The sequence below is a fragment of the Brachybacterium sacelli genome, assembly GCF_017876545.1.
In the GTDB taxonomy this organism is placed as follows: domain Bacteria; phylum Actinomycetota; class Actinomycetes; order Actinomycetales; family Dermabacteraceae; genus Brachybacterium; species Brachybacterium sacelli.
Window position 1 is genome coordinate 1938642 of record NZ_JAGIOD010000001.1, and the last position, 23284, is coordinate 1961925.

Annotated in this window: 17 protein-coding genes; 10 read left to right on the forward strand and 7 right to left on the reverse strand. The window is 71.4% G+C overall.

The window, feature by feature from the left end; translation table 11 throughout:
• Together JOF43_RS08675 and ku are read right to left on the reverse strand one after the other, a co-directional pair.
• Nucleotides 1–2520 carry an excinuclease ABC subunit UvrA gene (locus JOF43_RS08675; protein ID WP_209901209.1) on the reverse strand — a complete coding sequence of 840 codons (2520 nt, stop codon included), beginning with the start codon at nucleotides 2518–2520 and terminating at the stop codon, nucleotides 1–3.
• Between the two features lie 32 nt (nucleotides 2521–2552).
• Complete coding sequence (ku, locus tag JOF43_RS08680) at nucleotides 2553–3572, reverse strand: non-homologous end joining protein Ku (protein ID WP_209901211.1); 1020 nt, start codon at nucleotides 3570–3572, stop codon at nucleotides 2553–2555.
• 93 nt (nucleotides 3573–3665) lie between these two features.
• Between ku and JOF43_RS08685 the strand changes: the two genes are divergently transcribed.
• Nucleotides 3666–6170, forward strand: coding sequence for an ATP-dependent DNA ligase (locus tag JOF43_RS08685; protein WP_209901213.1), 2505 nt, complete (start codon nucleotides 3666–3668; stop codon nucleotides 6168–6170).
• Between the two features lie 722 nt (nucleotides 6171–6892).
• Nucleotides 6893–7096, forward strand: coding sequence for a cold-shock protein (locus JOF43_RS08690; RefSeq protein WP_209903196.1), 204 nt, complete (start codon nucleotides 6893–6895; stop codon nucleotides 7094–7096).
• Between the two features lie 129 nt (nucleotides 7097–7225).
• Here the strand turns inward: JOF43_RS08690 and JOF43_RS08695 are convergent, their stop codons facing one another.
• Nucleotides 7226–9499, reverse strand: coding sequence for a family 78 glycoside hydrolase catalytic domain (locus JOF43_RS08695; protein WP_209901215.1), 2274 nt, complete (start codon nucleotides 9497–9499; stop codon nucleotides 7226–7228).
• A gap of 113 nt (nucleotides 9500–9612) precedes the next feature.
• Here JOF43_RS08695 and JOF43_RS08700 point away from each other — a divergent pair, with 113 nt between their 5' ends.
• The 4 genes from JOF43_RS08700 (at nucleotide 9613) to JOF43_RS08715 (ending at nucleotide 13598) form a co-directional block, all read left to right on the forward strand.
• The gene (locus tag JOF43_RS08700) at nucleotides 9613–10332 is read left to right on the forward strand and encodes a M50 family metallopeptidase (protein ID WP_209901217.1); all 720 of its coding nucleotides are present in this window, start codon (nucleotides 9613–9615) and stop codon (nucleotides 10330–10332) included.
• A gap of 216 nt (nucleotides 10333–10548) precedes the next feature.
• Nucleotides 10549–11322, forward strand: coding sequence for a 23S ribosomal RNA methyltransferase Erm (erm, locus tag JOF43_RS08705; RefSeq protein ID WP_209901219.1), 774 nt, complete (start codon nucleotides 10549–10551; stop codon nucleotides 11320–11322).
• Between the two features lie 105 nt (nucleotides 11323–11427).
• Entirely contained in the window at nucleotides 11428–12939 is a 1512-nt protein-coding gene (locus JOF43_RS08710; RefSeq protein WP_209901221.1) for a lipase maturation factor family protein, read from the forward strand.
• A 41-nt stretch (nucleotides 12940–12980) separates the two neighbouring features.
• Nucleotides 12981–13598, forward strand: coding sequence for a biotin transporter BioY (locus JOF43_RS08715; RefSeq protein ID WP_209901223.1), 618 nt, complete (start codon nucleotides 12981–12983; stop codon nucleotides 13596–13598).
• Nucleotides 13599–13781: 183 nt separating this feature from the next.
• Here the strand turns inward: JOF43_RS08715 and JOF43_RS08720 are convergent, their stop codons facing one another.
• Nucleotides 13782–14786, reverse strand: coding sequence for a YdcF family protein (locus tag JOF43_RS08720; RefSeq protein ID WP_209901225.1), 1005 nt, complete (start codon nucleotides 14784–14786; stop codon nucleotides 13782–13784).
• 87 nt (nucleotides 14787–14873) lie between these two features.
• Between JOF43_RS08720 and JOF43_RS08725 the strand changes: the two genes are divergently transcribed.
• Nucleotides 14874–15368, forward strand: coding sequence for a DUF6328 family protein (locus tag JOF43_RS08725; RefSeq protein WP_209901227.1), 495 nt, complete (start codon nucleotides 14874–14876; stop codon nucleotides 15366–15368).
• A gap of 4 nt (nucleotides 15369–15372) precedes the next feature.
• On the opposite strand, the gene JOF43_RS08730 is transcribed toward JOF43_RS08725, so the two are convergent.
• On the reverse strand, nucleotides 15373–16809 hold the full coding sequence (locus JOF43_RS08730; protein WP_209901229.1) for a tagaturonate epimerase family protein: 1437 nt from the start codon (nucleotides 16807–16809) through the stop codon (nucleotides 15373–15375).
• A gap of 45 nt (nucleotides 16810–16854) precedes the next feature.
• Entirely contained in the window at nucleotides 16855–17904 is a 1050-nt protein-coding gene (locus tag JOF43_RS08735) for a zinc-binding alcohol dehydrogenase family protein (RefSeq protein ID WP_209901231.1), read from the reverse strand.
• A gap of 204 nt (nucleotides 17905–18108) precedes the next feature.
• Here JOF43_RS08735 and JOF43_RS08740 point away from each other — a divergent pair, with 204 nt between their 5' ends.
• Both JOF43_RS08740 and JOF43_RS08745 read left to right on the forward strand, forming a co-directional pair.
• Nucleotides 18109–19116 (forward strand): LacI family DNA-binding transcriptional regulator, encoded by a 1008-nt coding sequence (locus JOF43_RS08740; protein WP_209901233.1) that lies wholly within the window; start codon nucleotides 18109–18111, stop codon nucleotides 19114–19116.
• A gap of 9 nt (nucleotides 19117–19125) precedes the next feature.
• Nucleotides 19126–19797 (forward strand): helix-hairpin-helix domain-containing protein, encoded by a 672-nt coding sequence (locus tag JOF43_RS08745; protein WP_209901235.1) that lies wholly within the window; start codon nucleotides 19126–19128, stop codon nucleotides 19795–19797.
• On the opposite strand, the gene gntP is transcribed toward JOF43_RS08745, so the two are convergent.
• Nucleotides 19798–21183 (reverse strand): gluconate permease GntP, encoded by a 1386-nt coding sequence (gene gntP, locus JOF43_RS08750; RefSeq protein ID WP_209901237.1) that lies wholly within the window; start codon nucleotides 21181–21183, stop codon nucleotides 19798–19800.
• Nucleotides 21184–21512: 329 nt separating this feature from the next.
• Here gntP and JOF43_RS08755 point away from each other — a divergent pair, with 329 nt between their 5' ends.
• Nucleotides 21513–23264, forward strand: coding sequence for a potassium channel family protein (locus JOF43_RS08755; protein WP_209901239.1), 1752 nt, complete (start codon nucleotides 21513–21515; stop codon nucleotides 23262–23264).
• Nucleotides 23265–23284: the final 20 nt, after the last annotated feature.

The window sequence follows — 23284 nt, forward strand, 5'->3', positions numbered from 1 at the left end:
TCAGGGCCCCGTCCGCAGATGCGCCCGGAGGTATCGGCCGGTCACCCCGGCGTCGTCGGCGGCGAGCTGTCCCGGAGTGCCGGTCGCGACGAGGCGGCCACCTGCGACACCGCCGCCCGGTCCCATGTCGAGGACGTGGTCGGCGTTGGCGATCATGTCGAGATCGTGCTCGATGACGATCACGGTCCCGCCGCGGTCGACCAGTCGGTCCAGGACGGCCAGCAGGGTGCGCACGTCGCGCGGGTGGAGGCCGACGCTCGGCTCGTCGAACACGAACAGCGCGTCGTCCTGGCGGCGGTCGATCTGCCCCGCCAGCTTGAGGCGCTGTGCCTCTCCGCCGGAGAGCGCCGGGGTGTCCTCGCCCAGGGTGAGGTAGCCCAGGCCCAGGTCGACCAGCGCCTGCAGGCGCTTGCGGACGGCCGGGATGTCCCCGGCCGCCTCGAGCGCCTCCCGGGTGGTCAGGGACATCAGGTGCGGCAGCGAGATCCCGCCCGGCCCGTCGGCGCGCGCTCGGGTGACCTCATCGGCCGCCGGCGCGTACCGGCTGCCGCCGCAGTCGGGGCAGTCGATGTCGATGTCGGGAAGGAACTGCACGTCGAGGGAGACCGCCCCGGTGCCCTCGCAGCGGGGGCAGCGCAGGGAGCCGGTGTTGTAGGAGAAGTCGCCGAGCCGCAGGCCGCGCTCGCGTGCGTCGTCGGTGCGGGCGAAGGCGCGGCGCAGATCGTCCAGCACTCCGCTGTAGGTCGCGACGGTCGAGCGCACGTTCAGGCCGATGGGGGTGGCGTCGATGCGATGGACCCGGTTGATCCCCTCACCTCCGAGGTGCTCGACGTGCGGGGGCGGCCTGCTCCCGTCGAGGCGGGCGATCAGGGCAGGGACCAGGGATTCGAGGACCATCGTGGTCTTGCCCGAGCCGGAGACCCCGCTGACCGCGGTGAGGCGACCACGGGGGATCTCGACGTCCAGGGCGTGGACGGTGTGCACGGGCGTCGTGCGGAGCATGAGGCGCCCGAGGGAGAAGACGTCGTCCGTGGCGGCGCGCTCGCGCACCAGGACGTCCTCACGGCCGTCGAGGAAACCGCCCAGGCGGGAGACGGTGGAGGCCGCGATCTCCTCGACCGTCCCCGACGTCACCACCTCGCCGCCGTCGCGTCCCGAGCCGGGACCGATCTCGATGAGGTGGTCCACCGCGCGCAGCACCTGCACGTCGTGGTCGACGAGCACGACGGAGTTGCCGTCGGCCAGCAGGTCCTCGATCAGCGCCAGGAGCCCGTCGATGTTCGAGGGGTGCAGTCCGATGCTGGGCTCGTCCAGGACGTACAGCACGCCGGTGGTGCGATTGCGGACGGCGCGGGCGAGCTGGACGCGCTGGCGTTCACCGGTGGACAGGGAGCTGCCGGAGCGGTCCAGGCAAAGGTATCCCAGGCCGAGGCGGGTCAGGCGGTCCGCCATCTCCCGCAACTGATCGACGAGGGCTGTCGCCATCGGGTGCAGGTCCGTCGGCAGCGGTTCGATGATGCCCGCGGCCCAGGTGATCAGGTCCTCGAGCGTCATCGCGGTGGCCCCGGCGAGAGTGGTCCCCGCGATCCGCGGGGCGAGGGCGCCGGGGGAGAGGCGGGTGCCTTCGCAGTCTGGGCAGGTGCTCTCGCGGAGGAAGCGGCCCACGCGGGAAAGGCGCTTCTCGGTGTCGGCGCGAGCCAGCTCCTCGGTGACCGTGAGGCGGGCGTTGCGGAAGGTGAAGTCGAGCTCGTGCACGCCATTCTTCGTGGTGACGGTGATGTGCTTCTTTTCTTCGGGACCGTCGAGGACGAGCTCGCGCTCCCATTCCTCGAGGTCCTGCCAGGGCACGTCGGTGCGCACGCCGAACTCGCGGGCTATGTCCGGCTGCACGTTGAAGCCGAACATGTTCCACGGCACGACGGCGCCGCCCTCGAGGGTCTTCGTCGTCACGGGAACCAGGGTCGCGTCGTCGACGGTGCGCACGATGCCCAGGCCCTCGCAGCGCGGGCAGGCGCCTTCGGCGTTGAAGGCGAGCTGCTCCGCACCCGGGGCCTGCACCGGCTCGCCGCACTCAGGACAGTCGAAGGGCACTTCGGCGGCCACGTCGAGGGTCGGGGCCTGCCGGTGCCCGTTCGGGCAGAGGTGGGAGGCCAGGCGGGAGAACATCAGTCGCAGCACGTTCAGCAGCTCGGTCGCGGTGCCGAAGGTGGAGCGTATGCCGGGAACGCCGGGGCGCTGGCGCAGGGCGAGAGCGGCCGGCACGTGCGTGACCTCGTCGACGTCAGCTCGCGGGGCCTGGGACATGCGGCGACGGGTGTAGGTCGACAGCGCCTCGACGTAGCGGCGGGAGCCCTCCGCGTACAGCACCCCCATGGCGAGTGAGGACTTCCCGGAGCCTGAGACGCCCGCGATGCCCACCACCCGGTGTAGCGGCACGTCGACGTCGAGGTCGCGGAGGTTGTGCACGCGGGCACCGCGCACCTCGATGGCCGTGGGCCGAAGATCGTCTCGAGCGCTCACCTGCCCCACGCTACCCGTGCGCCGGTGGCCCGCTACGCGGACTTCTTGCCGGATTTCTTGTCGGACGTCTTGCCGGACTTACTTGTCGACTTCTTCGATCCCGAGGTCTTCGTGGCGGATTCCTTCGCGCCGGACTGCGTCGTCGTTGAGGCGGATTTCGTCGAGCCTGACTTCTTCGTGCCGCCGGACTTCTTGGTGCTCTCGGACTTCTTCGAGGAGCCGGAGCTCTTCGAGGAACCCGATCCCGTCGACGACTCCTCGCCTCCGCGCCGCTTCTCGACGCTGCGTTCGAGCGCATCCATGAGGCTGATGACCTTGCCGCTCTGCTCGGACTCCTTCTCCGTGTGCTCCTCGCCGAAGGTCTCGTCGGTGTCGACGGACTCGCCCTCCTCGAGCTTGGCGTCGACCAGCTCCTGCAGCTGCGCCTGGTACTCGTCCGTGAACTGCTCCGGCTCGAACTCACCGCTGAACTGCTCGACCAGCGCGGCGGACATGTCCAGCTCCTTCGCCGAGATCTTCGATCTCGAGGGGGCGAAGTCGACCTCGCGCAGATCATTCGGCCAGCGCAGGGTCTGCAGAGCCAGGAGGTCGTCGTGGACGCGAAGGATGCCCAGCCGCGTCTTCGTGCGCAGCGTGAACGTCACGACCGCGGTGCGCTCGGTGTCCTCGAGCGTCCGGCGCAGCAGCACGTACGCCTTCGCGGAGCGGCCGACGGGTTCGAGGAAGTAGGAGGTGCCCAGCAGGATCGGTTCGATCTGCTTGTCGGGGACGAACTGCACCACGTCGATCTCGTCGTTGTCCTCGGCCGGCAGCGAGTCGAGCTCGTCGTCGGTGAGGATCACGGTCTTGTCGCCGTCGTCGTAGGCCTTCTCGATGTGGTCGAAGTCGATCTCGCGGCCGCACACCTCGCAGTGGCGCTCGTAGCGGATCCGTCCGTGGTCCTCGTCGTGGACCTGGTGGAAGGAGAGGTCGTGCGAGCGGGTGGCGCCGTACAGCTTCACCGGTACGTTCACGAGCCCGAAGGTGATCTCACCGCTCCATATCGCGCGCATGCCCCATGACACCACGCGGCGCCCCGTGGCGACCAGGAACATTCGGTAGGCCGAACCCGTGACGGATCGCGTGATCGGGGGCACAGTGGCCGCATGGCTACCGGAGAGCAGCAGGTCGAGGTCGACGGTCGCACCCTGAAGCTGTCGAACCTCGAGAAGGTCTTCTACCCGTCCACGGGCACCACCAAGGGCGAGGTGATCGACTACTACCGGCGCATCGCCGGGGTGATGATCCCGCAGGCCACGCGCAGGCCAGCGACCCGCAAGCGCTGGGTGGACGGCGTGGGCACCGAGAAGAACCCCGGGAAGGTCTTCTTCCGCAAGGACCTCGAGGACCACGCCCCGGACTGGGTGCCTCGGGCGGACCTCGAGCACAGCGACGGCGTCTCCACCTACCCCTTGGTCGACGAGACGGCGGTGCTGGCCTGGCTCGCCCAGCTGGCGGCACTCGAGATCCACACCCCGCAGTGGCGCTTCGACGAGGACCTCGAGCCCGCGAACCCCGACCGGCTGGTCCTCGACCTCGACCCGGGCAAGGGCGCCGGGCTGTCGGACTGTGCGCAGGTGGCGCAGTGGTGCCGCGAGATCCTGGCGGACATGGACCTGGAGGCCTACCCGCTCACCTCCGGGTCGAAAGGGATCCACCTGTATGCGCCCCTGGACGGCACCAGCACCGCCGAGGAGGTCACGGAGGTCGCCCACGAGCTGGCCCGGGCCCTCGCCCAGGACCACGCCGACGACGTCGTCAGTGACATGAAGAAGTCGCTGCGCACCGGCAAGGTGCTCGTGGACTGGTCGCAGAACAACGGGCACAAGACCACGGTGTGCCCCTACTCGCTGCGCGGCCGGGTGCGCCCGACCGTCGCCGCACCGCGCACCTGGGAGGAGCTTGGGGACCCTCACCTCGCCCAGCTCGAGTTCGAGGAGGTGCTGGAGCGGGTCGAGGACGGGCAGGATCCGATCGCCCCGCTCGGACTGGGCTCGGACGAGGACGCCCCGGCGGCTGCGAAGGCCCGTGACCGGCTCGAGGTCTACCGTTCCAAGCGCGACCCGGAGCGGACCCCCGAACCGGTGCCCGGGACGGAGGACGACGGCGAGGCCGCGCAGGATGCCCATGAGGCGCTGGAGGCCGAGGAACCGATGTTCGTGATCCAGGAGCATCACGCCTCGAGCCTGCACTGGGACTTCCGCCTCGAGCACGACGGGGTGCTGGTCTCCTGGGCCGTGCCCAAGGGGCCGCCGCTCGAGGTCGACGTGAACCGTCTCGCTGTGCAGACCGAGGACCATCCGCTCGAGTACGGCACCTTCGAGGGCAGCATCCCTAAGGACGAGTACGGCGGCGGCGACGTGACCATCTGGGACACCGGCACCCTCGAGATCGAGAAATGGCGCGAGGGCGAGGAGGTCATCGCCGTCTTCCACGGCCGCGAGGACGGCGGGCTGGGCGGGGTGCCGCGCCGCTTCGCGTTCCTCCACACCGGCGGCATGGGCGGGGCGCGGAAGACCGCCGCCGCGAAGGAGAAGGCCGCCTCGAACTGGCTGCTGCACCTCATGAAGGACCAGCCCGGGGCCGACGGGACCGGCACGAGCGACGGGACAGCGGCGGACCCGGCTCCGCTCGGGGAGCCGATCACCCCCATGCTCGCCACGCTCGGCAGCCGGCAGGACATCCGCGACCAGGACGAGTGGGCCTTCGAGATGAAGTGGGACGGCGTGCGCGTGATCGCCGCCGTCACGCCAAACGCACTCCGCCTGACCAGCCGCAACGGGAAGGACATGACCGCGACCTTCCCCGAGCTGGACGGGCTGCGCGAGGCGGTCGACCCGGAGGTGCTCGCCGCCGGCGAGACGGTGCTGGACGGGGAGATCGTGGCGCTGGACGGCAAGGACCGGCCCTCCTTCTCCCGGCTCCAGCAGCGCCTCGGCCTCACCCAGGAGCGGGACGTCGAGCGCGCCCGGAAGGACGTCGAGGTGCAGATGATGGTCTTCGACCTGCTGGTGCGCGGGGGAGAGTCCCTGCTGCGCACGCCCTACCGGCAACGGCGCGACGCCCTCTTCGAGACGGTCGGGACCGCTGAGCACGTTCAGCTGCCGCACGCCGACCACGGCGACGTGGACCACGCGATCGAGCTCTCGCACCGGCTGCAGCTCGAGGGCGTCATGGCGAAGACCGAGACCGGGATCTACCGTCCCGGGAAGCGCGCACGCACCTGGATCAAGATCAAGAACGCTCGCCACCAGGAGGTCGTCGTCATCGGATGGCGGCACGGCAAGGGCGGGCGCTCCGGCACGATCGGCTCGCTGCTGCTGGCGGTGCCGGATGCCGAGGGCACACTGCACTACGCGGGGCGCGTCGGCACCGGATTCAGCGACCAGGACCTCGAGGACATCGCGACGCGCCTGCGCTCACGCAGCCGCAAGACCCCACCGGTCGATGACGTGCCGGCCGCCGACCGGCGCGACGCCGAGTGGGTGCGCGCGGACCTCGTCGGCGAGGTGCAGCACACCGAACGCACCGAGGACGGCCGGCTGCGCCATCCCGTCTGGCGCGGATGGCGCCCCGACAAGGACGTCGAGGACGTGCGCGCCGAGGAATGATCGCCGGCCGCCCGCGGGCCCGGACCGAGCGGTCGCGAGACGCGGACCCCGGGGATCGAGGAGCTCACGAATCGTCCCGTCCACGCAGGTCAGTGCCGATGTTGCGCAGTACTCCCGCCCTCCGGCGCTCCAGCGTCCGTCCGGTGGATCACATCGGGTCCCGCGCACCCTCGCCGATGCCGTAGTCTCCTGGGAGTCGTCCACGACCTCGCCACGGCGGGGGCAGCACACGCCGCACCTCCGGGTCGCGGAGCCCGGGTGCTCGGAGTGGACGGTCGCACGGCGCTGGATGCCTCTTTCGGAGGCGACCGACGACGGTCGCGCAGAACAACCTACGAAACTGAGTATTCATCACCACCTCCGCACTGCTGACGCACGACGACGCTGCGACGTCACCCCTCTCGACCGCGCCGATGGCCGCCACCCAGGCCGTCGCAGCGCACCCCACCCTCTCCTGGCTCCGAGCCGATGACGACGTCCTCGTCGCCACGCTCGCCGGGGAGTTCGCCGGACACGTGGTCAGCGCTCCCGCTGACCTGCCGGTCCACACGGCCTACGGGCCCCTCTCCGGCCGCATCGGCGACTTCGCGTCGCTGGCCGCGGCTCAGGCGGCCCTGGAGGCCGCACCCGCACCCCGTACTCGGGGTGCATCCCATCCGCGGCGGAGCCGTCGTGGATACCCGGGCCACGAACGTGGTTCACGACAACGAAGGAATATCGCCATGGCTACTGGCATCGTCAGCTGGTTCAACTCCGACAAGGGTTACGGCTTCATCGCTCCCGAGGACGGCTCCGCCGATGTGTTCGCGCACTTCAGCGCGATCGCCGGCACCGGTCGTCGCGATCTCGAGGAGAACCAGCGAGTGGAGTTCGAGACCGAGCAGGGCCCCAAGGGCATGCAGGCAGTGAACATCCGCTCCATCTGAGCACACCGGCCGATCTGCTGATCGGCCCCTGAGACCGCACGATCCGCCTCGCGGATCCCGGTCATGACCACGACGCCCGTCGGGCCCGGCCACGTGCCGGGACCGGCGGGCGTCGTCGTGCCCCCGCGGTCACCAGGTGACGGTGTGCATCCCGGGCTCGAGCAGCTGCTCGCCGCTGGGCACCACCACCCGCGCGCTGGTCCCCTCGGGCACGGAGAGGGTCACGGTCGCCGAGTCCCGGTCCACCTCGAGCACGATCTCGCCGTGGATGGTGGTGCGCGCGAGCTCGATGCGGCCGACGGGGACGTCCGGGTCGGGGGCCACCTGGAACTCCCGCCACCCGTCGGGCCCGCGCCGCAGCCCGGCCACGTGCTCGTGGATCCACGTCGCCGGCGTGCCCATGAAGTAGTGGGAGCACGAGCGCGGGTCCTCCCACATCTCCATGAACGTCGAGTTCCCCGCCTCCAGCCAGGCTCGCCAGCCCGGCGCCGTCGGGTTCGAGAGCACCCGCAGCGCGAGCGCGCCGTGGCCGTGCGCCGAGAGCACCGGCAGCAGGTAGCGCACCCCGATGTGCCCGCAGTCGTGGTGGTCTCCGCGCGCCGTGATCTCGGCGACCAGGTGCTCCAGCACGGCGTCGATCTGCTCCGGCGGCACGATGTCGAAGGCCAGCGGCAGCAGGTTGCTGGTCTGGCGGTAGGCCGGGGAGTCCGGGTCGCGGTACACCCCGCGCTCGCGGTCCAGGAAGACCGTGTTCACCGCCGTCTCGAGCGTCGCGGCGTCCTCGCGCAGGCGCGCGGGGGAGGGGAGACCGTCGGGGCCCCTCGTCGCGTCGGGGTCGTCGGGCTCGTCGGGCACATCGAGCAGCTCGACCGCATGGGCGAGGGCGCGCAGACCCTTCGCGACGAACAGGGTTCCCGTCAGGCGCTTGTCCTCCGGGGCAGGCCCCGGGCTGCCGGGGGTCAGGTAGTCGCCGAGCACCCCGGAGATCAGGCCGTCCTGGTCGCGGCGCCCCAGCTCGTGGTCGAGATACGCGACGGCGGCCGCCCCGTGCTCGAGGGCCACGTCCGTCTCGCCGTACTCGGTGGCGAGCTCGTCGAGCAGCACCGGCAGCAGGCAGGTCCACTCGGGGGCGGGCGAGAGCTCCTCGTAGCCCCAGCCGGGGTTCGGTGCGATCACGGACAGCGACCCGTCGGCGCGCTGCCCGTCGACCTGGTCCGCGACCCACTTGCGCAGCATCGCGCGCAGGTCGAAGCTCGCCGACATGGCCGCCAGCCCCGTCAGCGCGTCCCCGGTCCAGCCGTTCTTCTCGTGCATCGGCGTGTCGGTGGGGACATGGTGCATGTTGTTCGCGAGCGAGGCGCGCATCGCCTGATCGAAGCGCTCGAGGAAGGGGTCCGAGCTCGACAGCGTGCTGGCGACCGTGAGATCGGCGTGTGCCAGCTCGCCGGTGACCTCGAGGTCCGCGAGCGAGCCCTGTCGGGCCTCGAGCTCGACGTAGCGGAAGCCCTTGTAGCTGAACTGCGGGGCGAAGGCGGGTGCGCTCGGCTCCAGGCGCACCAGGTCCTCCTGGAAGCGACGGGCGTGGATGTGTTCGTTGTCCGCATCGACGCGGCCGTCCGGGTGCAGCTTCTCGCCGTGGACGGCCGAGAACTCCAGCGGCGCCGACCCGGTCAGACGGTAGCGGCACCATCCGGCGATGACCCGGCCCATGTCCAGCACCACCCGTCCTTCCTCGCGGGAGTGCACCTGCGGCGTGATCACGTCGCGGACCACCACCGGTTCCTGGACCTGCAGCTGCATCCGCGGGCCGGGGGCGGCGTCGCCCCGACGCGAGCCGGTGCCGGAGCGTTCCACGAGGGCCTCGGACCACCGGGAGTCGTCGAAGCCGGCGTGCAGCCAGGCCTCGGGATCGGCCCCGCCCTCGAACACCTCGCCCTCGTACATCGAGTCGGCGGAGATCGGTCCCGGTGCCGTCCGCCATCCCTCGCCGGTGGTCACGGCGTGCGAGCTGCCGTCGGCCAGCTCGATGCGCAGATGCGCCCAGGCGCGCACGGGGCCCCGCCAGGGCGCCTGTTCCCAGCGCCAGACGTTCGGGGTGGTCATCGCATGGAACCCTCGCCCCAGTGCAATGCCCAGCACGTTCGTCCCGGCTCGCAGCAAGGGGGCGACGTCCGCCTCGCACACCAGCACCCGGTGGCGGGCATCGGTCAGGCCCGGGTCCAGGACCGAGGACCGGTAGGGCTCACCGTTGACGAAGGCCCGGAACACCCCCAGGCCGGTCACCTGCAGGCGCGCCGCGGTCGGGGGGAAGGGCAGCTCGAACGTCGTGCGCAGCAGCGGGTTCTGGGGATCCTCGCCCGGGGCGGTGATCCACCGGGCGAGCGTGGGGTCGATGTCCGTCATCGCGGGCTACCTGGTTCCTCGGGTCGTCGTCGACAAGTCGGGTCAGTGTGGCATGATCCCGACCCCGGGCCGGCCAGGCGAGGCTCCCAGCCCGCACCTGTCACCATGAGCTGATGGATCTGCAGAGCCTCGTCCGCGCGGTGTGGGAGCGCATCACGCCCTCGGCCGCACCGGAGAACGCCTGGTGGGTGCTGCTGGCCCTGGCCGCTGCGCTCGCGGTGGTCGTGCTGCCGCCCCTGTGGCACCTGGTGCGCCCCGCCGTGACCATCGTGCACGAGCTCGGCCACGCGCTGGTGGGGATCCTCGCCGGCCGCCGATTCACCGGCTTCGTGGTCAGCGCCGACATGTCCGGCCACGCCGTGACCGTCGGCCCCCGGCGCGGCATCGGACGCATCGCCTCGACCTGGGCCGGCTATCCTGCGCCGGCGATCCTCGGCGCCGTGCTGGTCCAGATCGCCTTGCACGGCTGGGCGCCCACCGCCCTGTTCGCCGCCGTCCTCGTGCTCGTGACCTCCCTGGTGTTCACCCGTTCCCTGCACACCGTGCTCGCGGTGCTGGCGACCGCGGCCGTCCTCGGGGCCGTGTGGTGGTGGGGCAGCCCGGCGGTGACCGCGCTGATCGCCCTGGCCGCCGCCGTGTTCCTCCTGTTCGGCGCCTGGCGGCACCTGGGAGCGGTGATCGCAGGGGGCTCGCGCGGCGACGATCCCGCCCAGCTCGCCCAGCTCACCGGCGTGCCGACGTGGATCTGGCACCTGATGTACGTGGCGGTGCTCGCCGCCTGCAGCTGGTGGGCGTGGACCGCCCTGGCGCCACACGTGCTCGGCGGCGCCTGAGACCCGAGCCCGCGAGTGCGAAAAGACGTTGCCCGCCGGTCGGGCCGTCCGTACCGTGCTCGACGTGGGCATCATGAACGCTTCGATCTTCGTCCGGATCCGCCGCCTCTGACGGCGCGGATCCCGCTCATCCTCTGACGACTCCGCGCCGCCCCCGGTCCACCGCCGGGCGGCGCGTCCTGCTGCCCGGCTCCCGTCGTCCCCGAGGAGCCACCCGTGCCCCGACACCTTCCCGGAGCCCATGAGCTGGGCCAGAACTTCCTGCGCGACCGCCGCACCATCGATCGCATCGTCGACCTGGTCGCCCGCGCCGACGGCGACATCGTCGAGTGGGGCGCCGGCGACGGCGCCCTGACGCTGCCGCTGTCGGCATTGGGCCGACCCCTCGAGGCGGTCGAGATCGACCCGCGCGCCGTCCGAGCGCTGACCCGACGGGTCGGCGCGCACGTCACCGTGCGCCGCGGCGACATCCTGCGCCACGCCCCGACGCCGGGATCCACGCTGGTCAGCAACCTTCCCTACCATCTGACCACTCCCGCCCTGCGCCATCTGCTGAGGTCCGACGGCTGGTCCCGCGCCGTGCTCGTCACCCAGTGGGAGGTCGCCCGGAAGCGCGCCGGGGTCGGCGGGGCGACCATGATGACCGCCCAGTGGTGGCCGTGGGTCGAGACCACTCTCGAAGGGCGCATCCCCGCCTCCGCCTTCCGTCCTCGTCCCGCCGTGGACTCCGGGCTGCTGCTCCTGGAGCGCCGCCGTGAGCCGCACCTGGCACGCCGTGACCGTCGCGCCTACCAGCAGTTCGTCCGCGGGGTCTTCACCGGTCCCGGGCGCGGTCTCGAACAGATGCTGCGGCGCGGCGGCGGCCTCCCGGCCGGAGCCGCCCGTCGCTTCTGCGACCGCCACGGCTATTCGCCGCGCACGCTGCCGCGTGACGTGGTGCTCGCCCAGTGGGTCGAGGCCTTCGAGCTGTCCCGCACCCGGACGGGGTGAGCAGGGCGGGACGAGCGGCCGCCCGTCCGGTCCGTCTGCGGCGTGACAGGCGTGCGCCGTCGGCGGATGATCGGAGGCGGGCCCGACCGTAGGAGGTGGATCGCCATGGACTGGACGAGCTGGCTCGCGCTGCTGGACGCGCACGATTACACGATCGCGCGCGAGATCATCCAGCGCGGCGTCGCCGCCGTCTCCGTGCTCGCCTTCGCCTCCACCTACCGCCAGTTCCCGGTGCTGCTGGGGGAGCGGGGCCTGCTGCCGACGCCCGAGTACCTCGAACGCTCCGCCGGGCTCGGCGGGCCGAGCCTGTTCCACTGGCGGCGGGTCGGTTACAGCGACCGACTGCTGCGGATCGTGTGCGCGGTGGGGATGGCGCTCGGGGTGTCCGTCCTGCTCGGACTGCCGCAGCAGGGGCCCGGGTGGACGACGATCCCGGTGTTCTGGGTGATGTGGGGCCTGTACCTCTCGATCCATTCCGTCGGCCGCATCTTCTACGGATTCGGCTGGGAGTCGATGCTGCTGGAATGCGGGTTCCTCGTCGGTCTCCTCGGCTCCCACCAGGTCGCTCCGCCGCTGCTGGTGCTGTGGTTCCTGCGCTGGATGCTGCTGCGTCTGGAGTTCGGTGCCGGGATGATCAAGATGCGCGGCGACCCCTCCTGGCGCGATCTGACCGCCATGGACCACCACCACGAGACGCAGCCGATGCCGGGCCCGTTCAGCCGCCTCGCGCACCTGCGCCCGCGCTGGTGGCATCGGATGGAGGTGCTCGGCAGCCACGCGGTGCAGCTGGGTGCGATCTGGCTGGTGCTGCTGCCCCAGCCGATCGCCTCGATCGGAGCGTCACTGGTGATCCTCACCCAGCTGTTCCTCGTGGTCACCGGCAACTACGCATGGCTGAACTGGTTGACGATCCTCGTCGCCACAGCAGCGATCAGCGACCCCTTCTGGCGGTGGCTGGCCGGGGGGCCGTTCCCGGAGTGGGGCTGGCAGCGGTGGCCCGTCCTCGGCGACCCGGAGCTCGGCGGCACCGTCTCCCCGCTGGGGTGGCACCTGCTGATCCTCGCCGTCGTCGCGTTCCTCGCGGTGCTGAGCTGGAGGCCGCTGAGGAACCTGTTCTCCTCCCATCAGCTGATGAACGCGAGCTTCAACCGCTTCCACCTGGTCAACGCCTACGGCGCCTTCGGCTCCATGACCAGGTACCGCTACGAGGTGATCATCGAGGGCACGCAGGATCCGGACCCCGAGGCGGCCGACGAGGAGGCCTGGCACCCCTACGAGTTCCCGGGCAAGCCCGGGGACCTGCGCCGCCGCTCCCGACAGTTCGCGCCGTACCACCTGCGGCTGGACTGGCAGATGTGGTTCCTCGCCCTGCGGCCCGGCGCCCAGGACTGGTTCGTGGCGCTGCTGGAGAAGCTGCGCGACGGCGATCCCGGGATCCGCCGTCTGCTGCGCACGGACCCCTTCGACGGCGCCGCACCTACGGGGCTGCGGGTGAAGTACTTCCGGTACCGCTACGCCACCGCCGAGGAGAAGCGCACGAGTGGCCAATGGTGGATGCGCACCGATCTCGGCGTGATCGCCCGGGTGGACCCCGACTCCGGGACCGGCCGCGACTGATCTACGCTGGTCCCTCCCGTCCCGACCCTCCGAGGAGTCCGATGTCCGCGCTCGCCGTCCCGGCCCGTCGTCCCGTCCTGGCCGATGCTCTCGCCCCCCACCGCAGCCGCCTCCGGGATGCTGCTCTGGTGCTGACCGGAACCGCCGTCGTCGCCCTTCTCGCGCAGGTCACGATCCCGCTGCCGCTGGTCCCCATCACCGGGCAGACCCTGGGCGTGATCCTGGTCGGCGCCGCCCTCGGCTCCCGTCGCGGCGCGGTCGCGATGCTGACCTACCTGCTCGTCGGCCTCGCCGGCGCCCCGGTCTTCGCCGAGTTCACCGGCGGGCCTGCGGCCGTGCTGACCCCGAGCTTCGGCTTCGTCCTCGGCTTCCTCCCCGCCGCCTTCGTGGCCGGCTGGTTCGCCGAGCGCGCCTGGGACCGCCGCCCGGTCCTGGCCATGGTCGGCTTCGTCGCCGCGAGCGCCGTCCCCTTCCTGGTGGGCGTGCCGTACCTGGCGATGATCGTGAATGCCGTGATGGGCGCCGACCTCGGCCTGACCGGCGTGCTCGCCGCGGGGTTGTGGCCCTTCCTGCCCGGCGGTCTGGTCAAGGCGGCCCTCGCCGCGGTGCTGATCCCGGCGGCCTGGCGCGGAGTGCGCACCCTCGACGAGCGCCGCTGAGCGCCCGCCACGCCGCTGAGCGCGTGCCAGGCCGCACGACCTCCCTCGAATCCCTCGGTCCGTCTCAATCTCGGGGCGGATCGAGGGATTCGCCGTCGGGGCGGCGGCAGGGTGGGGTCGCTCCGGGGCGACGGCGGGTGGCGTGGCGGCAGGGTGGCTCGACGGCCTCCGGTGACGAGGTGCTCATCCCGCCAGGGCGGCGGCTCTGACCAGCAGGGCGACGAAGGCGAGGGAGGGCAGGAACAGCACTGTGATCCACACCTTGTGGTACGACATCACGGCGAGGAACTCCCGCAGCGTGGCGCTGGGCACGTAGTAGAAGGTGGTCCTGCCGCCGATCGCCTCGTCCGCATAGCCCAGCCGGCGTGCCAGCAGCGCGGCCCGGAAGGCGTGATATCTGCTGGTCGCGACGATGTAGGGACCCTGATGGCCCGCCTCGTCCAGCAGCCGGTGCGAGAAGGTGAGGTTCTCCCGGGTGGTGCGGGAGGCGGTCTCGGCCCGGACCCGGTCGGCGGGGATCCCGACCTCCTCGAGCAGGTACTCGGCCATCGCCTCGCCCTCCGCGCGCATCTCGTCCTCGCCCTGACCGCCCGAGGGCACCAGCAGCGGGTCGACGCCCGCGGCCAGCAGACGCTCCCGCTCGGCCACGGCCCGGTCGAGCCGGCCGCGCAGCAGCGGGGTGACCCGGCCGTCGATCAGGCCCGAGCCGTGCACGATGAGCCCCGTGGTCCGCAGCTGCTTCGGGAACAGCTGGTAGGGGATCGAGGCGCCCAGGAACACCAGGAACGCGATGCCCATGTGAAGGGCGACGAGGGTCAGCAGGGCGCCGGCGCCGATGCCGAGCGGGTTCATGGTCAGCACCAGTGCCACGGCGGCCACCGGTGTGCCCAGCAGAGCCAGTCCGGCGATCCCGGAAAGCAGGTTGCCCAGGGAGCGACCCTCCTTGCGGGCCATCGTCAGACCGTTGGCGACCATGAGCACCCCGAGCGTGATGATGCCGAGCAGGACCACGAAGGCGGCCACCAGCACCAGCAGGTCGCCGAGCGGGAGCGTGGTGGAGACCAGCCGCGAGATGAGGGCGACCGAGGAGTACAGGGCGATCAGCAGCAGCACGCCGTTGCGCACCCGACGCCGGTCCCGGGAGAAGACCAGCAGATAGAGGCCCCACCAGAAGGCCGTCCCGACCATCGCACCCAGCATCCGACGTCCCTTCGTAGATCCGACCTGCCCATCCTGTCAGCCCATCGGCCCGAGAGGTTCCTAGACTGTCGAGGTATGGGACAGGGCGAGGGCGCACCGGAGCCCGGCTACGAGCGCGAGGAGAGCGCCGCCGCACGACTGGATCGCAACTGGAACGAGCTGCTCCAGGAGATCCGCGTGCTGCAGACCGGCTCGCAGATCCTCGCGGGCTTCCTGGTGGTGCTGCCCTTCCAGGACCGGTTCGAGGATCTCGACGTGGTCCAGACCGGGTGGTACCTGGGCCTGCTGCTGCTCGCACTGGTGATCGTGGCGCTGCTGCTGACGCCGGTGGGCATGCACCGGCGTCTGTTCCGCCAACGGGTCAAGGACGAGATGGTCCTGGTCGCGAACGCGTTGCTGCGCGCCGCGATCCTGCTGCTCGGGCTACTGCTGAGCGGGGTGGCCGCCTTCGTCGTCGACGTGGTGGTGACCCGCCCGGCCGCGCTCGCGACCGGCGCCGCGCTGCTGCTGGTGATGCTCGTGCTGCTGGTGCTGGTCCCGCGCCGGGTGGCCCGACGCGCCCGCGGGTGAGGGGTCAGCGCCCGACGGGCGCTGCGGCGAAGGGGGAGAGGTGGCGGCCGATGTGGGCCTCGACCACGGCGGTGTGCTCCTTCTGGTGGGAGGCGACCACCGAGAGGAAACGGTCGTGGATCGACGCGCCGGCGGCGTCCTTCCCGTTCAGCGAGTCGCCGTAGCCCACGTGCAGGATCTGGCGGGCGTCGGCCGACCGGATCAGGTCCACCAGGTCCACGCCGGCCAGCGAGGTCGGGGTGCGGTTCTCCTGGGCGGAGACCTGGTAGCTCGCTCGTGCCTTCACGTAGGAGGCGCGGGAGATGTCCCAGATCGCGGCGAACAGCTCGGGGTCCTCGGCGGCGACGATCTCGACGCCGCACAGGTAGCTGGTGCCGGAGGTCTTCAGATGCACGTGGCCCTGGGTCGCCTCGACGCACAGCGGGTAGATGGAGAACTTGTCCGAGCCGGAGTGCAGGGAGATCCGGTACCCGCCGAACTGCTCGGAGATCGCGTGATGTGCTTCGAGGTTCGTGCGCAACTCCTCGGTGTCGCCGAGGAAGTCCAGGCCCTTCTCGAAACCGTCCACGTAGCGGGGCGCGAAGCTGAACCAGGAGGCCCCCAGCCGCTGCAGCTCGGAGGCCAGGTAGTAATGCTCGAAGAAGGAGGTCTGCCACGCCGTCTCGTCGACCGCGAACTCGACCTCCACCTCGTGCTGCGCGGCCTCGGTGAGGTGGCGGTACAGACTCATCGCCTCGACGACGGCGCGGCCGTACTTCACCGCGGCGGTGAGGACGTCGCGCTCGGTGACCTCGAGCTGCGAGTGGCCGACGTCCAGCGTCGTGCCCACGTAGCGCTTCGTGAGGTCCTCCAGGGTGTCCTCGAGCTGGTCCCAGGGCAGCGCCGCGGCGTCGGCCGCGGTCACGCCCGCGGTGACATCGGCGACCAGGTCGCCCGGATCGAGGGTGAACATCGTGAAGCCGGCCTCGAGGCCGCGGTCGATGCCCTCGGTCGTCTTGATGTGGTCGCAGTCGGCCCCGAAGCCGCTCTCCCAGCCGGCCTCGACCAGGCCGAAGACGGCGTCGTCCATGACCGACCGGGCGCTGCGACCCAGGCGGTCCATCTCGCGGATCGACTGCTGGGCGAGCACCGGCATCACGCCGGCGCCCGCGGCGCCGAAGGCGCGGGCCTGGCCGGGGGTGGCGAGCCCGGTGCGGTCACCGGTGCCGACGGAGGTGCGATGTCCGCTGATCAGCTGCGGGCGCAGGACCGGGAAGGCGGCCTGCAGCGCGCGGGCGTTGGCGGTGGACAGCGGGCCGGTCAGCACGTGGTCGTCGCCGCTCGCGGCGGCCTCGCCCTCGAAGCCGGCGAGCGTATCGGCCGAGGCGGCGGCGAGCTGCAGGGAGCGGGCGGGGCCGTCGTAGCGGATGCTCGCCTCGAGGGAGTCGTTGCGCAGGGTCATGGGATTCTCCGATCGGGGTGGGATGGATGGACGAGTACGGACGGGTCAGGCACGGGGGACGTCGAGGAGCACCTTGACGTCGCCGCTCGCGCCGGCGGCGGCGGTCTCGAGGGCGGCGCCGGCCTCGGCCAGGGGCACGGTGCGGGTGCGCAGGGGGGAGAGGTCGACCTGTCCGGACTCGAGCAGTGCGATCAGGGTGGGGAAGACGTCGCGGCTGTTGCGGGACCCCACCACCGTCAGCTCCTTCTTGATCAGCTGCGACTGGTTGAGGGTGACCTCGGCGGTGCCGTTGCCGATCAGCGCCAGGCGGGCGCCGAAGGCCGCCGCCTCGATCGCGTTCAGGAAGGAGACCGGCAGCCCGGTGGCCTCGCAGACGACGTCGAAGCCGTCACCGTCGGTGGCCGCCTCGACCACGTCCCCGAGTGTCGAGGCGGTGAGGTCGACGGTGCCGGCGGCGCCGAGAGAGGTGGCGAGCTCCAGGCGGGCCGGGACGACGTCGGCGATCCAGACCCGGGCGCCGTGCAGCCGGGCGGAGAGCATGGTCAGCAGGCCGATCGCGCCGGCGCCCAGCACCAGCACGCGCTCGCTCTCTGCGACGGCAGCGCGGCGCACGGCGTGGTAGCCGATGGAGAAGGGCTCGACCAGGGCCAGATCGCGGGGGTCGACGCCCTCGGCGCGGTGCAGGCGCTCCAGCGGCATCGTCAGCAGCTCCTGGAACGCACCGTCGCGATGCACGCCCATCGTCTCGTTGTGCACGCAGGCGTTGATCAGGCCGCGGCGGCAGGAGTAGCAGGTGCCGTCCTGGAAATAGGGGACCCCGGTGACCACGTCGCCGATCCGGAAACCGGCGCCGGCTCCTCCTGCTCCGTCCCTTCCCGCGCCCTCGCCGCCGAGCTCGACGATCTCGGCGGAGAACTCGTGGCCCGGAACGCGCGGGTAGGAGGCGAAGGGCTGGGTGCCGCAGTACGTCTGGACGTCCGAGCCGCAGATGCCGGCGTGGAGCACGCGCAGCAGCGCCTCCCCGGCGGCGGGCCGGGGCGCAGGGACGTCGACGACCACGGCCGTGCCCGGTGCCGTCACCTGCAGTGCTCTCATGCCGTTCCTCTTCCCGCTGCCATGGGCGACCTCGACCTCCACTATCGTAAACGATTGCATACGCGATGCCTGCGGTGAATCCTGTTCCGTATCGTAGAATCCCCGGAGTGTGCAAAAGTTGCAGGGGTAGTTGGGGGAGAGGGTCGGCGTGCCGGGGCGAGGGAGACGCGGGAGCCCAAGGAGACGAGGGAGAGGAAGCAGGCGATGGCCATGACCCTGAAGGATGTGGCGGCGCGAGCGGGCATCTCGGTCGCCACCGCCTCGCGAGCGTTCCAGCGGCCCGAGCTGGTCGGTGCCCTCACCCGGGAGAAGGTGCTCGCCGCCGCGGACGAGCTCGGATACGCCCCCAACCGCAGCGCCCGCGCGCTGATCACCGGCCGCGCAGGTGTGTACGGCGTGATCGTGCCGGACCTGGAGAACCCCTTCTTCCCGGCCGTGCTCAAGGGCGCCCAGGCCCGTGCCCACCAGCTCGGCTCGCAGCTGCTGATCACCGACGCGGGGGAGGTGCCGGAGGGGGAGCTGCCGCTGGTGCGCACCCTCGCCGCCCAGGTCGACGGCATCGTGCTGTGCTCGAGCCGGATGGACGAGGACTCGCTGCGCGAGGCGGCGACCATGACCCGGCTCAGCCTCGTCAACCGCGTCTCCCCGGTGCTGCCGGGTGTCTTCGCGGACCCCGCCCCGGGGATCCCCGCGGCGGTGCGGCACCTGCACCGCATGGGCCACCGCCGGATCGGCTACGTCGGCGGGCCCAGCATCAGCCGGTCCGACGCGGCCCGTCGCACCGTGATCGAGCGGATCTGCACCGAGTCAGGGCTGGAGTGGACGGACATCGGCGCCTATCCGCCCTCCGTGGACGGCGGTCGCAGCGGCGCCGAGGCGGTGCTGCTCACCGACGTCACCGCCGTGCTCGTCTACAACGACGTGATGGCGCTGGCCCTGATGGAGCGCCTGCGCGGCTTCGGCGTCGACGTCCCCGGCGACCTCAGCGTGGTGGGCTGGGACGACATCGAGTTCTCCGCCCTGGTCACCCCGGGGCTCAGCACCGTGCGCGTCCCGCGCTACGACATGGGGGCGGAGGCCGTCGATCTGCTCCACGAGCGCGGCGCGGCACCGGGGGACGGGGCCCTGCCCGTCGCCGGGCGGGCCCGCATCGGCCTGCCGACCGAGTTCGTGCCCCGCGGATCGACCGCGAAGGTCGCCTCCCGCCAGTAGTGTGCGCCCATGAGCGACCTGAGCACTCCCCTCGCGGACGTCCCCGGCGTCGGGCGGCCGGCGGTGCGCGCCCTCGCCGAGCACGGGCTGAGAACCCTGGCCTCCCTCGACGGAGCGGACTGGGAGGAGCTGTCCGAGCTGCACGGCGTCGGCCCCGCTGCGGGGCGTCGGCTGCAGGCGGCCCTCGCCGAGCACGGCGGGACCCTGCAGCACCCGCCCGCACCGCCCAGCGGTACCGCCACGGTCACCCGCGGGCACACCGGGACGACCGCGAAGGACGTCGTCACCCACGCCACGGAGGTCGATCCTGCGCAGTACGTGGAATCGCTCGGTGCCCGCCGCAGCCGCGAGGGCCGGTTCCTGCTGGAGCTGTTCGGTGAGGCGACCGGTGCCCCGGCGACCATGTGGGGACCCAGCATGATCGGCTACGGCGAGACCCACTACGTGTACGCGAGCGGCCGCGAGGGGGACACCTTCCATGTCGGCTTCAGTCCCCGCAGGGCGGATCTCGCGCTGTACGGGCTGGTGGGCCTCCCGCGCAGCGACGAGCTACTGGAGCGGATGGGCAGGCACCGCCGTGGCACCGGCTGCGTCTGGGTGAAGAAGCTCGAGGACATCGACGTCGAGGTGCTGGGGGAGCTGGTCGCCCACGCCTGGGAGACCGATCCCGGCACCTGCTGATCAGCCGACGAACAGCGAGATCAGCAGCACCATCCCCAAGCCCACCAGGGAGTTGCACAGCTGCAGCAGGCCCCAGGTCTTCAGGGTGTCCTTGACCGACAGTCCGAAGTAGCCCTTGAACAGCCAGAACGACGCATCGTTGACGTGGGTGAAGGTGTTGGAGCCGGCGGCGGTGGCCATCACCAGCAGGGCCGGGTCGAGCCCGGCGGCCATCTCGCCGGTCGCCGGGTCGACCACGGCCGCGGCGATGATGCCGGCGGCCGTCATCGCCGAGACCACGCCCTGGCCGGTGGCCAGACGGATCAGCACGGTGATCGCCCAGGCCATCAGGTACGGGTTGGCGTCCACACCGGTCATCAGGCCGCCGATGAAGTCGCCGATGCCGGTGTCGATGATGACCTGCTTCAGTGCACCGCCGGCGCCGATGATCAGCACCACCATCGCGATCGCCTTGACCGCCTCCTCGAACTTGTCCATCACCCAGGAGAAGTCGCGGTTCCGGCGCGTGCCGAACAGGAAGAAGGCGGCGATCATCGCGACGGTGATGGCGACCTCGGAGGAGCCGACGAAGTTGACCACGTCGTACGCCCAGGTGCCCTCGGTGAGGAAGAGGTTCGCGATCGTCGCCGCGATCATGATCGCGGCAGGGATCAGCGGCGTGAGGATCGAGACGGCGAAGCCGGGGCGCTCCGAGGGCGGGACCTGTTCGGAGGCCTGCATCATCGCGGGCACCGCGTATTCGAGGTTGCCGAGGAACCGCGGGAGGACCCAGCCGGTCACGGCGACGGTGACGAGCGCGATCGGGATGCCGTAGATGTAGGTCATGCCGGTGTCGGCGCCGTAGGCGTCGACCAGTGCCACGGGGCCGGGCTGCGGGACGAACAGGGAGTGCGCGGTGGTGGTGGCCGCGACCGCCGGGATCGCGAGCTTCATGAAGGGCAGCTTCGCCTCGTGGGCGACCGCGATGATCAGCGGGGCCAGGACGATGAAGGCGACCTCGTAGAACATCGCGAGACCGAACACGGTGCCGCAGACCACCAGCGACACCTTGACCCAGCGCAGTCCCAGCCGCTGGATGAGGGTCTGGGCGGTCTGGGTGGCGGCCCCGGAATCGACCATCAGCTTCCCGATGACCGCACCGAAGACCACGATGATCGCCAGTGAGCCGAGGGTGCTGCCGAAGCCCGTGGAGATCGTCTCCATCAGGGATCCGAGGGTGATCTCCTCGCCCGGGATCCACCCGGCCAGCACCGACACCATCTCGGCCACACCGATCAGGAGCGCCGCCAGCAGCAGGGCGAGCATCGCGTTGAGCTTGTACTTCATGTTCAGCCACAGCATCAGTCCGATGCCGAGGGCGATCCACACGATGTGGAGCCATTCCATGGGGGCCTCCGCAGTCTCCTCGGCTCCGGGGGCGGTGCGCGAGTGCTCCGGCCCGGGATCGGTTATTTCCGCGAGGGAACTTACGCCCGCCGCGAGGGTGCTCCGCGGGGACCACCTGGTCGGAGGCGGACGATGTGACGCGCCTCAAGGAGGATTGCCACGAGTTGCCGCCCTGGTCACGCGCGGATGTGACGTGGCCGGCAGGGTGGCCTCGCACTCACCCGGGCGGTGCCGCCCGGCGGGGCCGAGCGGACCGGCCTACGATGCCGCGTGGCGCCCACGGCCCTCGCCGGGGATGGGCGCCATCGAGAGGAGCGGGGAGGAGAGCCATGGATCTGCCCGAGGGCTTGCGGCGTGCAGAGCGCGTGCCGATCGTGCGTCGGCGCTCGCGGGCCGGCGTGCTGATCGTCGTGATCGGCGCGGTGATGGTCCTGGCCCACGCCGCCGGGTTCCTGGTGCTGATGGCGCTGGAGGGGCGGGAGTACTCCGTCGTCGCCGCCGTCTACTGGGCGATCACGACCATGTCGACTCTCGGCTACGGGGACATCACCTTCGACAGCGACGCCGGGCGGCTGTTCTCCCTGTGGGTCCTGCTCAGCGGTGTCGTCTACATGCTCGTGCTGCTGCCCTTCTTCGTCATCCAGTACATCGTCACGCCCTGGCTGGACCGGCGCCGCACCTCGCGCACGCCGCGCAAGGTCCCCGCCCCGCTGCGCGACCACGTCCTGCTGGTGGGCTCCGACGCCGTCACCCAGGCCTTCGCCGCCCGGGCGGAGCGCTCGCAGGTGCCCGCGGTCCTCGTCGTCGAAAACCCCGTCGAGGCCGGTCAGCTCCATGACCAGGGGCGGCAGGTCGTCGTCGGCCCGCTCGACTCCGCGATGACCTATCGCAACGCGGGTGCGGACCGGGCGCGTCTGGTGGTCTCGACCCTGTCGGACACCGCGAACACGAACGTCGCGTTCACCGTCCGGCAGGTCTCCGGGGACGTCCCGGTCGCGGTGACCGCGAGCAAGCCCGTGTCCGTCGACGTGCTGGGTCTGGCCGGATCCGACCACGTGCTCGAGCTCGGTGCCGTGCTGGGCCGGGAGATGGCCGGTCGCGTGCTCGGCTCGACGGGCAGGGTCCACCGCATCGGCAGCTTCGGGGACACCTTCATCGCGGAGGCGGCCGCCCGAGGCACCGCCCTGGTGGGCATGACGCTGGGGGAGGCCCTCGCGGAGCTGCGCCCGTGCGTGCGCATCCTGGCTGTCCTGCGCAAGGGTCGGCTGCGCCCGCTGAAGCCCGAGCTGCGGATCACGGAGACGACGGTGCTGATCCTCGCCGGGGAGCAGGAGGAGCTCGCCGCCTACGACGAGCAGTTCCAGGCCCAGGAGCAGTCCGAGGACCCGGTGATCGTCCTGGGCGGCGGCCGGGTGGGACGCTCCGCCTCCCGTGAGCTGACCGACCAGGGGGTGCCCAACACGATCGTCGAGCAGCTCCCGGGCCGGGTGGAGAACTCCTACTCGGCCCTCGAGGGCACTGCCTCCTATTCGGTGGTCGACGGGGACGCCGCGGACCAGCGGATCCTGCGTCGTGCGGGACTCGACTGCGCCTCCGCCGTGCTGGTGACGCCCCGCGACGACGATCTGAACGTCTACCTCACCCTGTTCTGCCGGCGCCTGCGGCCCGAGCTCCAGGTGGTCTCCCGCGCCACCTACGAGCGCAACGTGGCCACCCTGTACCGCGCGGGGGCCGACGGGGTGCTGTCCTACGCCACCATCGGCGCCACCGACCTGTGGAACCACGCCGGGCTCAGCCATCGCGTGCTGGTGGCCGAGGGCAACGAGCTGTTCCTGGTGCCGCGCCCGTCCTCGCTGGTGCGCCGCTCCGTGCGCGACTCCGAGGTGCACCGCCGCACCGGCTGCCACATCGTCGCGGTGGCCGACGAGGACGGCACCCTCAGCTACGACACCGAGTCCGTCCCCTCCTCCCCGGGCAAGCTGCTGCTGCTCGGGGACCGCCACGCCGAGCGGCTCTTCCGCGAGGCCTATCTGCGGCGTCGCCGGCCCCGGCCGACCGGCCGCGTCGGCCCACCCCGATAGCCTGTCCACGAGCCGTCGGT

Bases quoted from the DNA above. Each gene is read 5' to 3' on its own strand.
- JOF43_RS08755 (WP_209901239.1), top strand. From the start codon at position 21,513: ATGGATCTGCCCGAGGGCTTGCGGCGTGCAGAGCGCGTGCCGATCGTG.
- JOF43_RS08715 (WP_209901223.1), top strand. From the start codon at position 12,981: ATGTCCGCGCTCGCCGTCCCGGCCCGTCGTCCCGTCCTGGCCGATGCT.
- JOF43_RS08690 (WP_209903196.1), top strand. From the start codon at position 6,893: ATGGCTACTGGCATCGTCAGCTGGTTCAACTCCGACAAGGGTTACGGC.
- JOF43_RS08695 (WP_209901215.1), bottom strand. From the start codon at position 9,499: ATGACGGACATCGACCCCACGCTCGCCCGGTGGATCACCGCCCCGGGC.
- gntP (WP_209901237.1), bottom strand. From the start codon at position 21,183: ATGGAATGGCTCCACATCGTGTGGATCGCCCTCGGCATCGGACTGATG.
- JOF43_RS08735 (WP_209901231.1), bottom strand. From the start codon at position 17,904: ATGAGAGCACTGCAGGTGACGGCACCGGGCACGGCCGTGGTCGTCGAC.
- ku (WP_209901211.1), bottom strand. From the start codon at position 3,572: ATGCGCGCGATATGGAGCGGTGAGATCACCTTCGGGCTCGTGAACGTA.
- JOF43_RS08730 (WP_209901229.1), bottom strand. From the start codon at position 16,809: ATGACCCTGCGCAACGACTCCCTCGAGGCGAGCATCCGCTACGACGGC.
- JOF43_RS08745 (WP_209901235.1), top strand. From the start codon at position 19,126: ATGAGCGACCTGAGCACTCCCCTCGCGGACGTCCCCGGCGTCGGGCGG.
- JOF43_RS08725 (WP_209901227.1), top strand. From the start codon at position 14,874: ATGGGACAGGGCGAGGGCGCACCGGAGCCCGGCTACGAGCGCGAGGAG.
- JOF43_RS08685 (WP_209901213.1), top strand. From the start codon at position 3,666: ATGGCTACCGGAGAGCAGCAGGTCGAGGTCGACGGTCGCACCCTGAAG.
- JOF43_RS08720 (WP_209901225.1), bottom strand. From the start codon at position 14,786: ATGGTCGGGACGGCCTTCTGGTGGGGCCTCTATCTGCTGGTCTTCTCC.
- JOF43_RS08700 (WP_209901217.1), top strand. From the start codon at position 9,613: ATGGATCTGCAGAGCCTCGTCCGCGCGGTGTGGGAGCGCATCACGCCC.
- JOF43_RS08740 (WP_209901233.1), top strand. From the start codon at position 18,109: ATGGCCATGACCCTGAAGGATGTGGCGGCGCGAGCGGGCATCTCGGTC.
- JOF43_RS08710 (WP_209901221.1), top strand. From the start codon at position 11,428: ATGGACTGGACGAGCTGGCTCGCGCTGCTGGACGCGCACGATTACACG.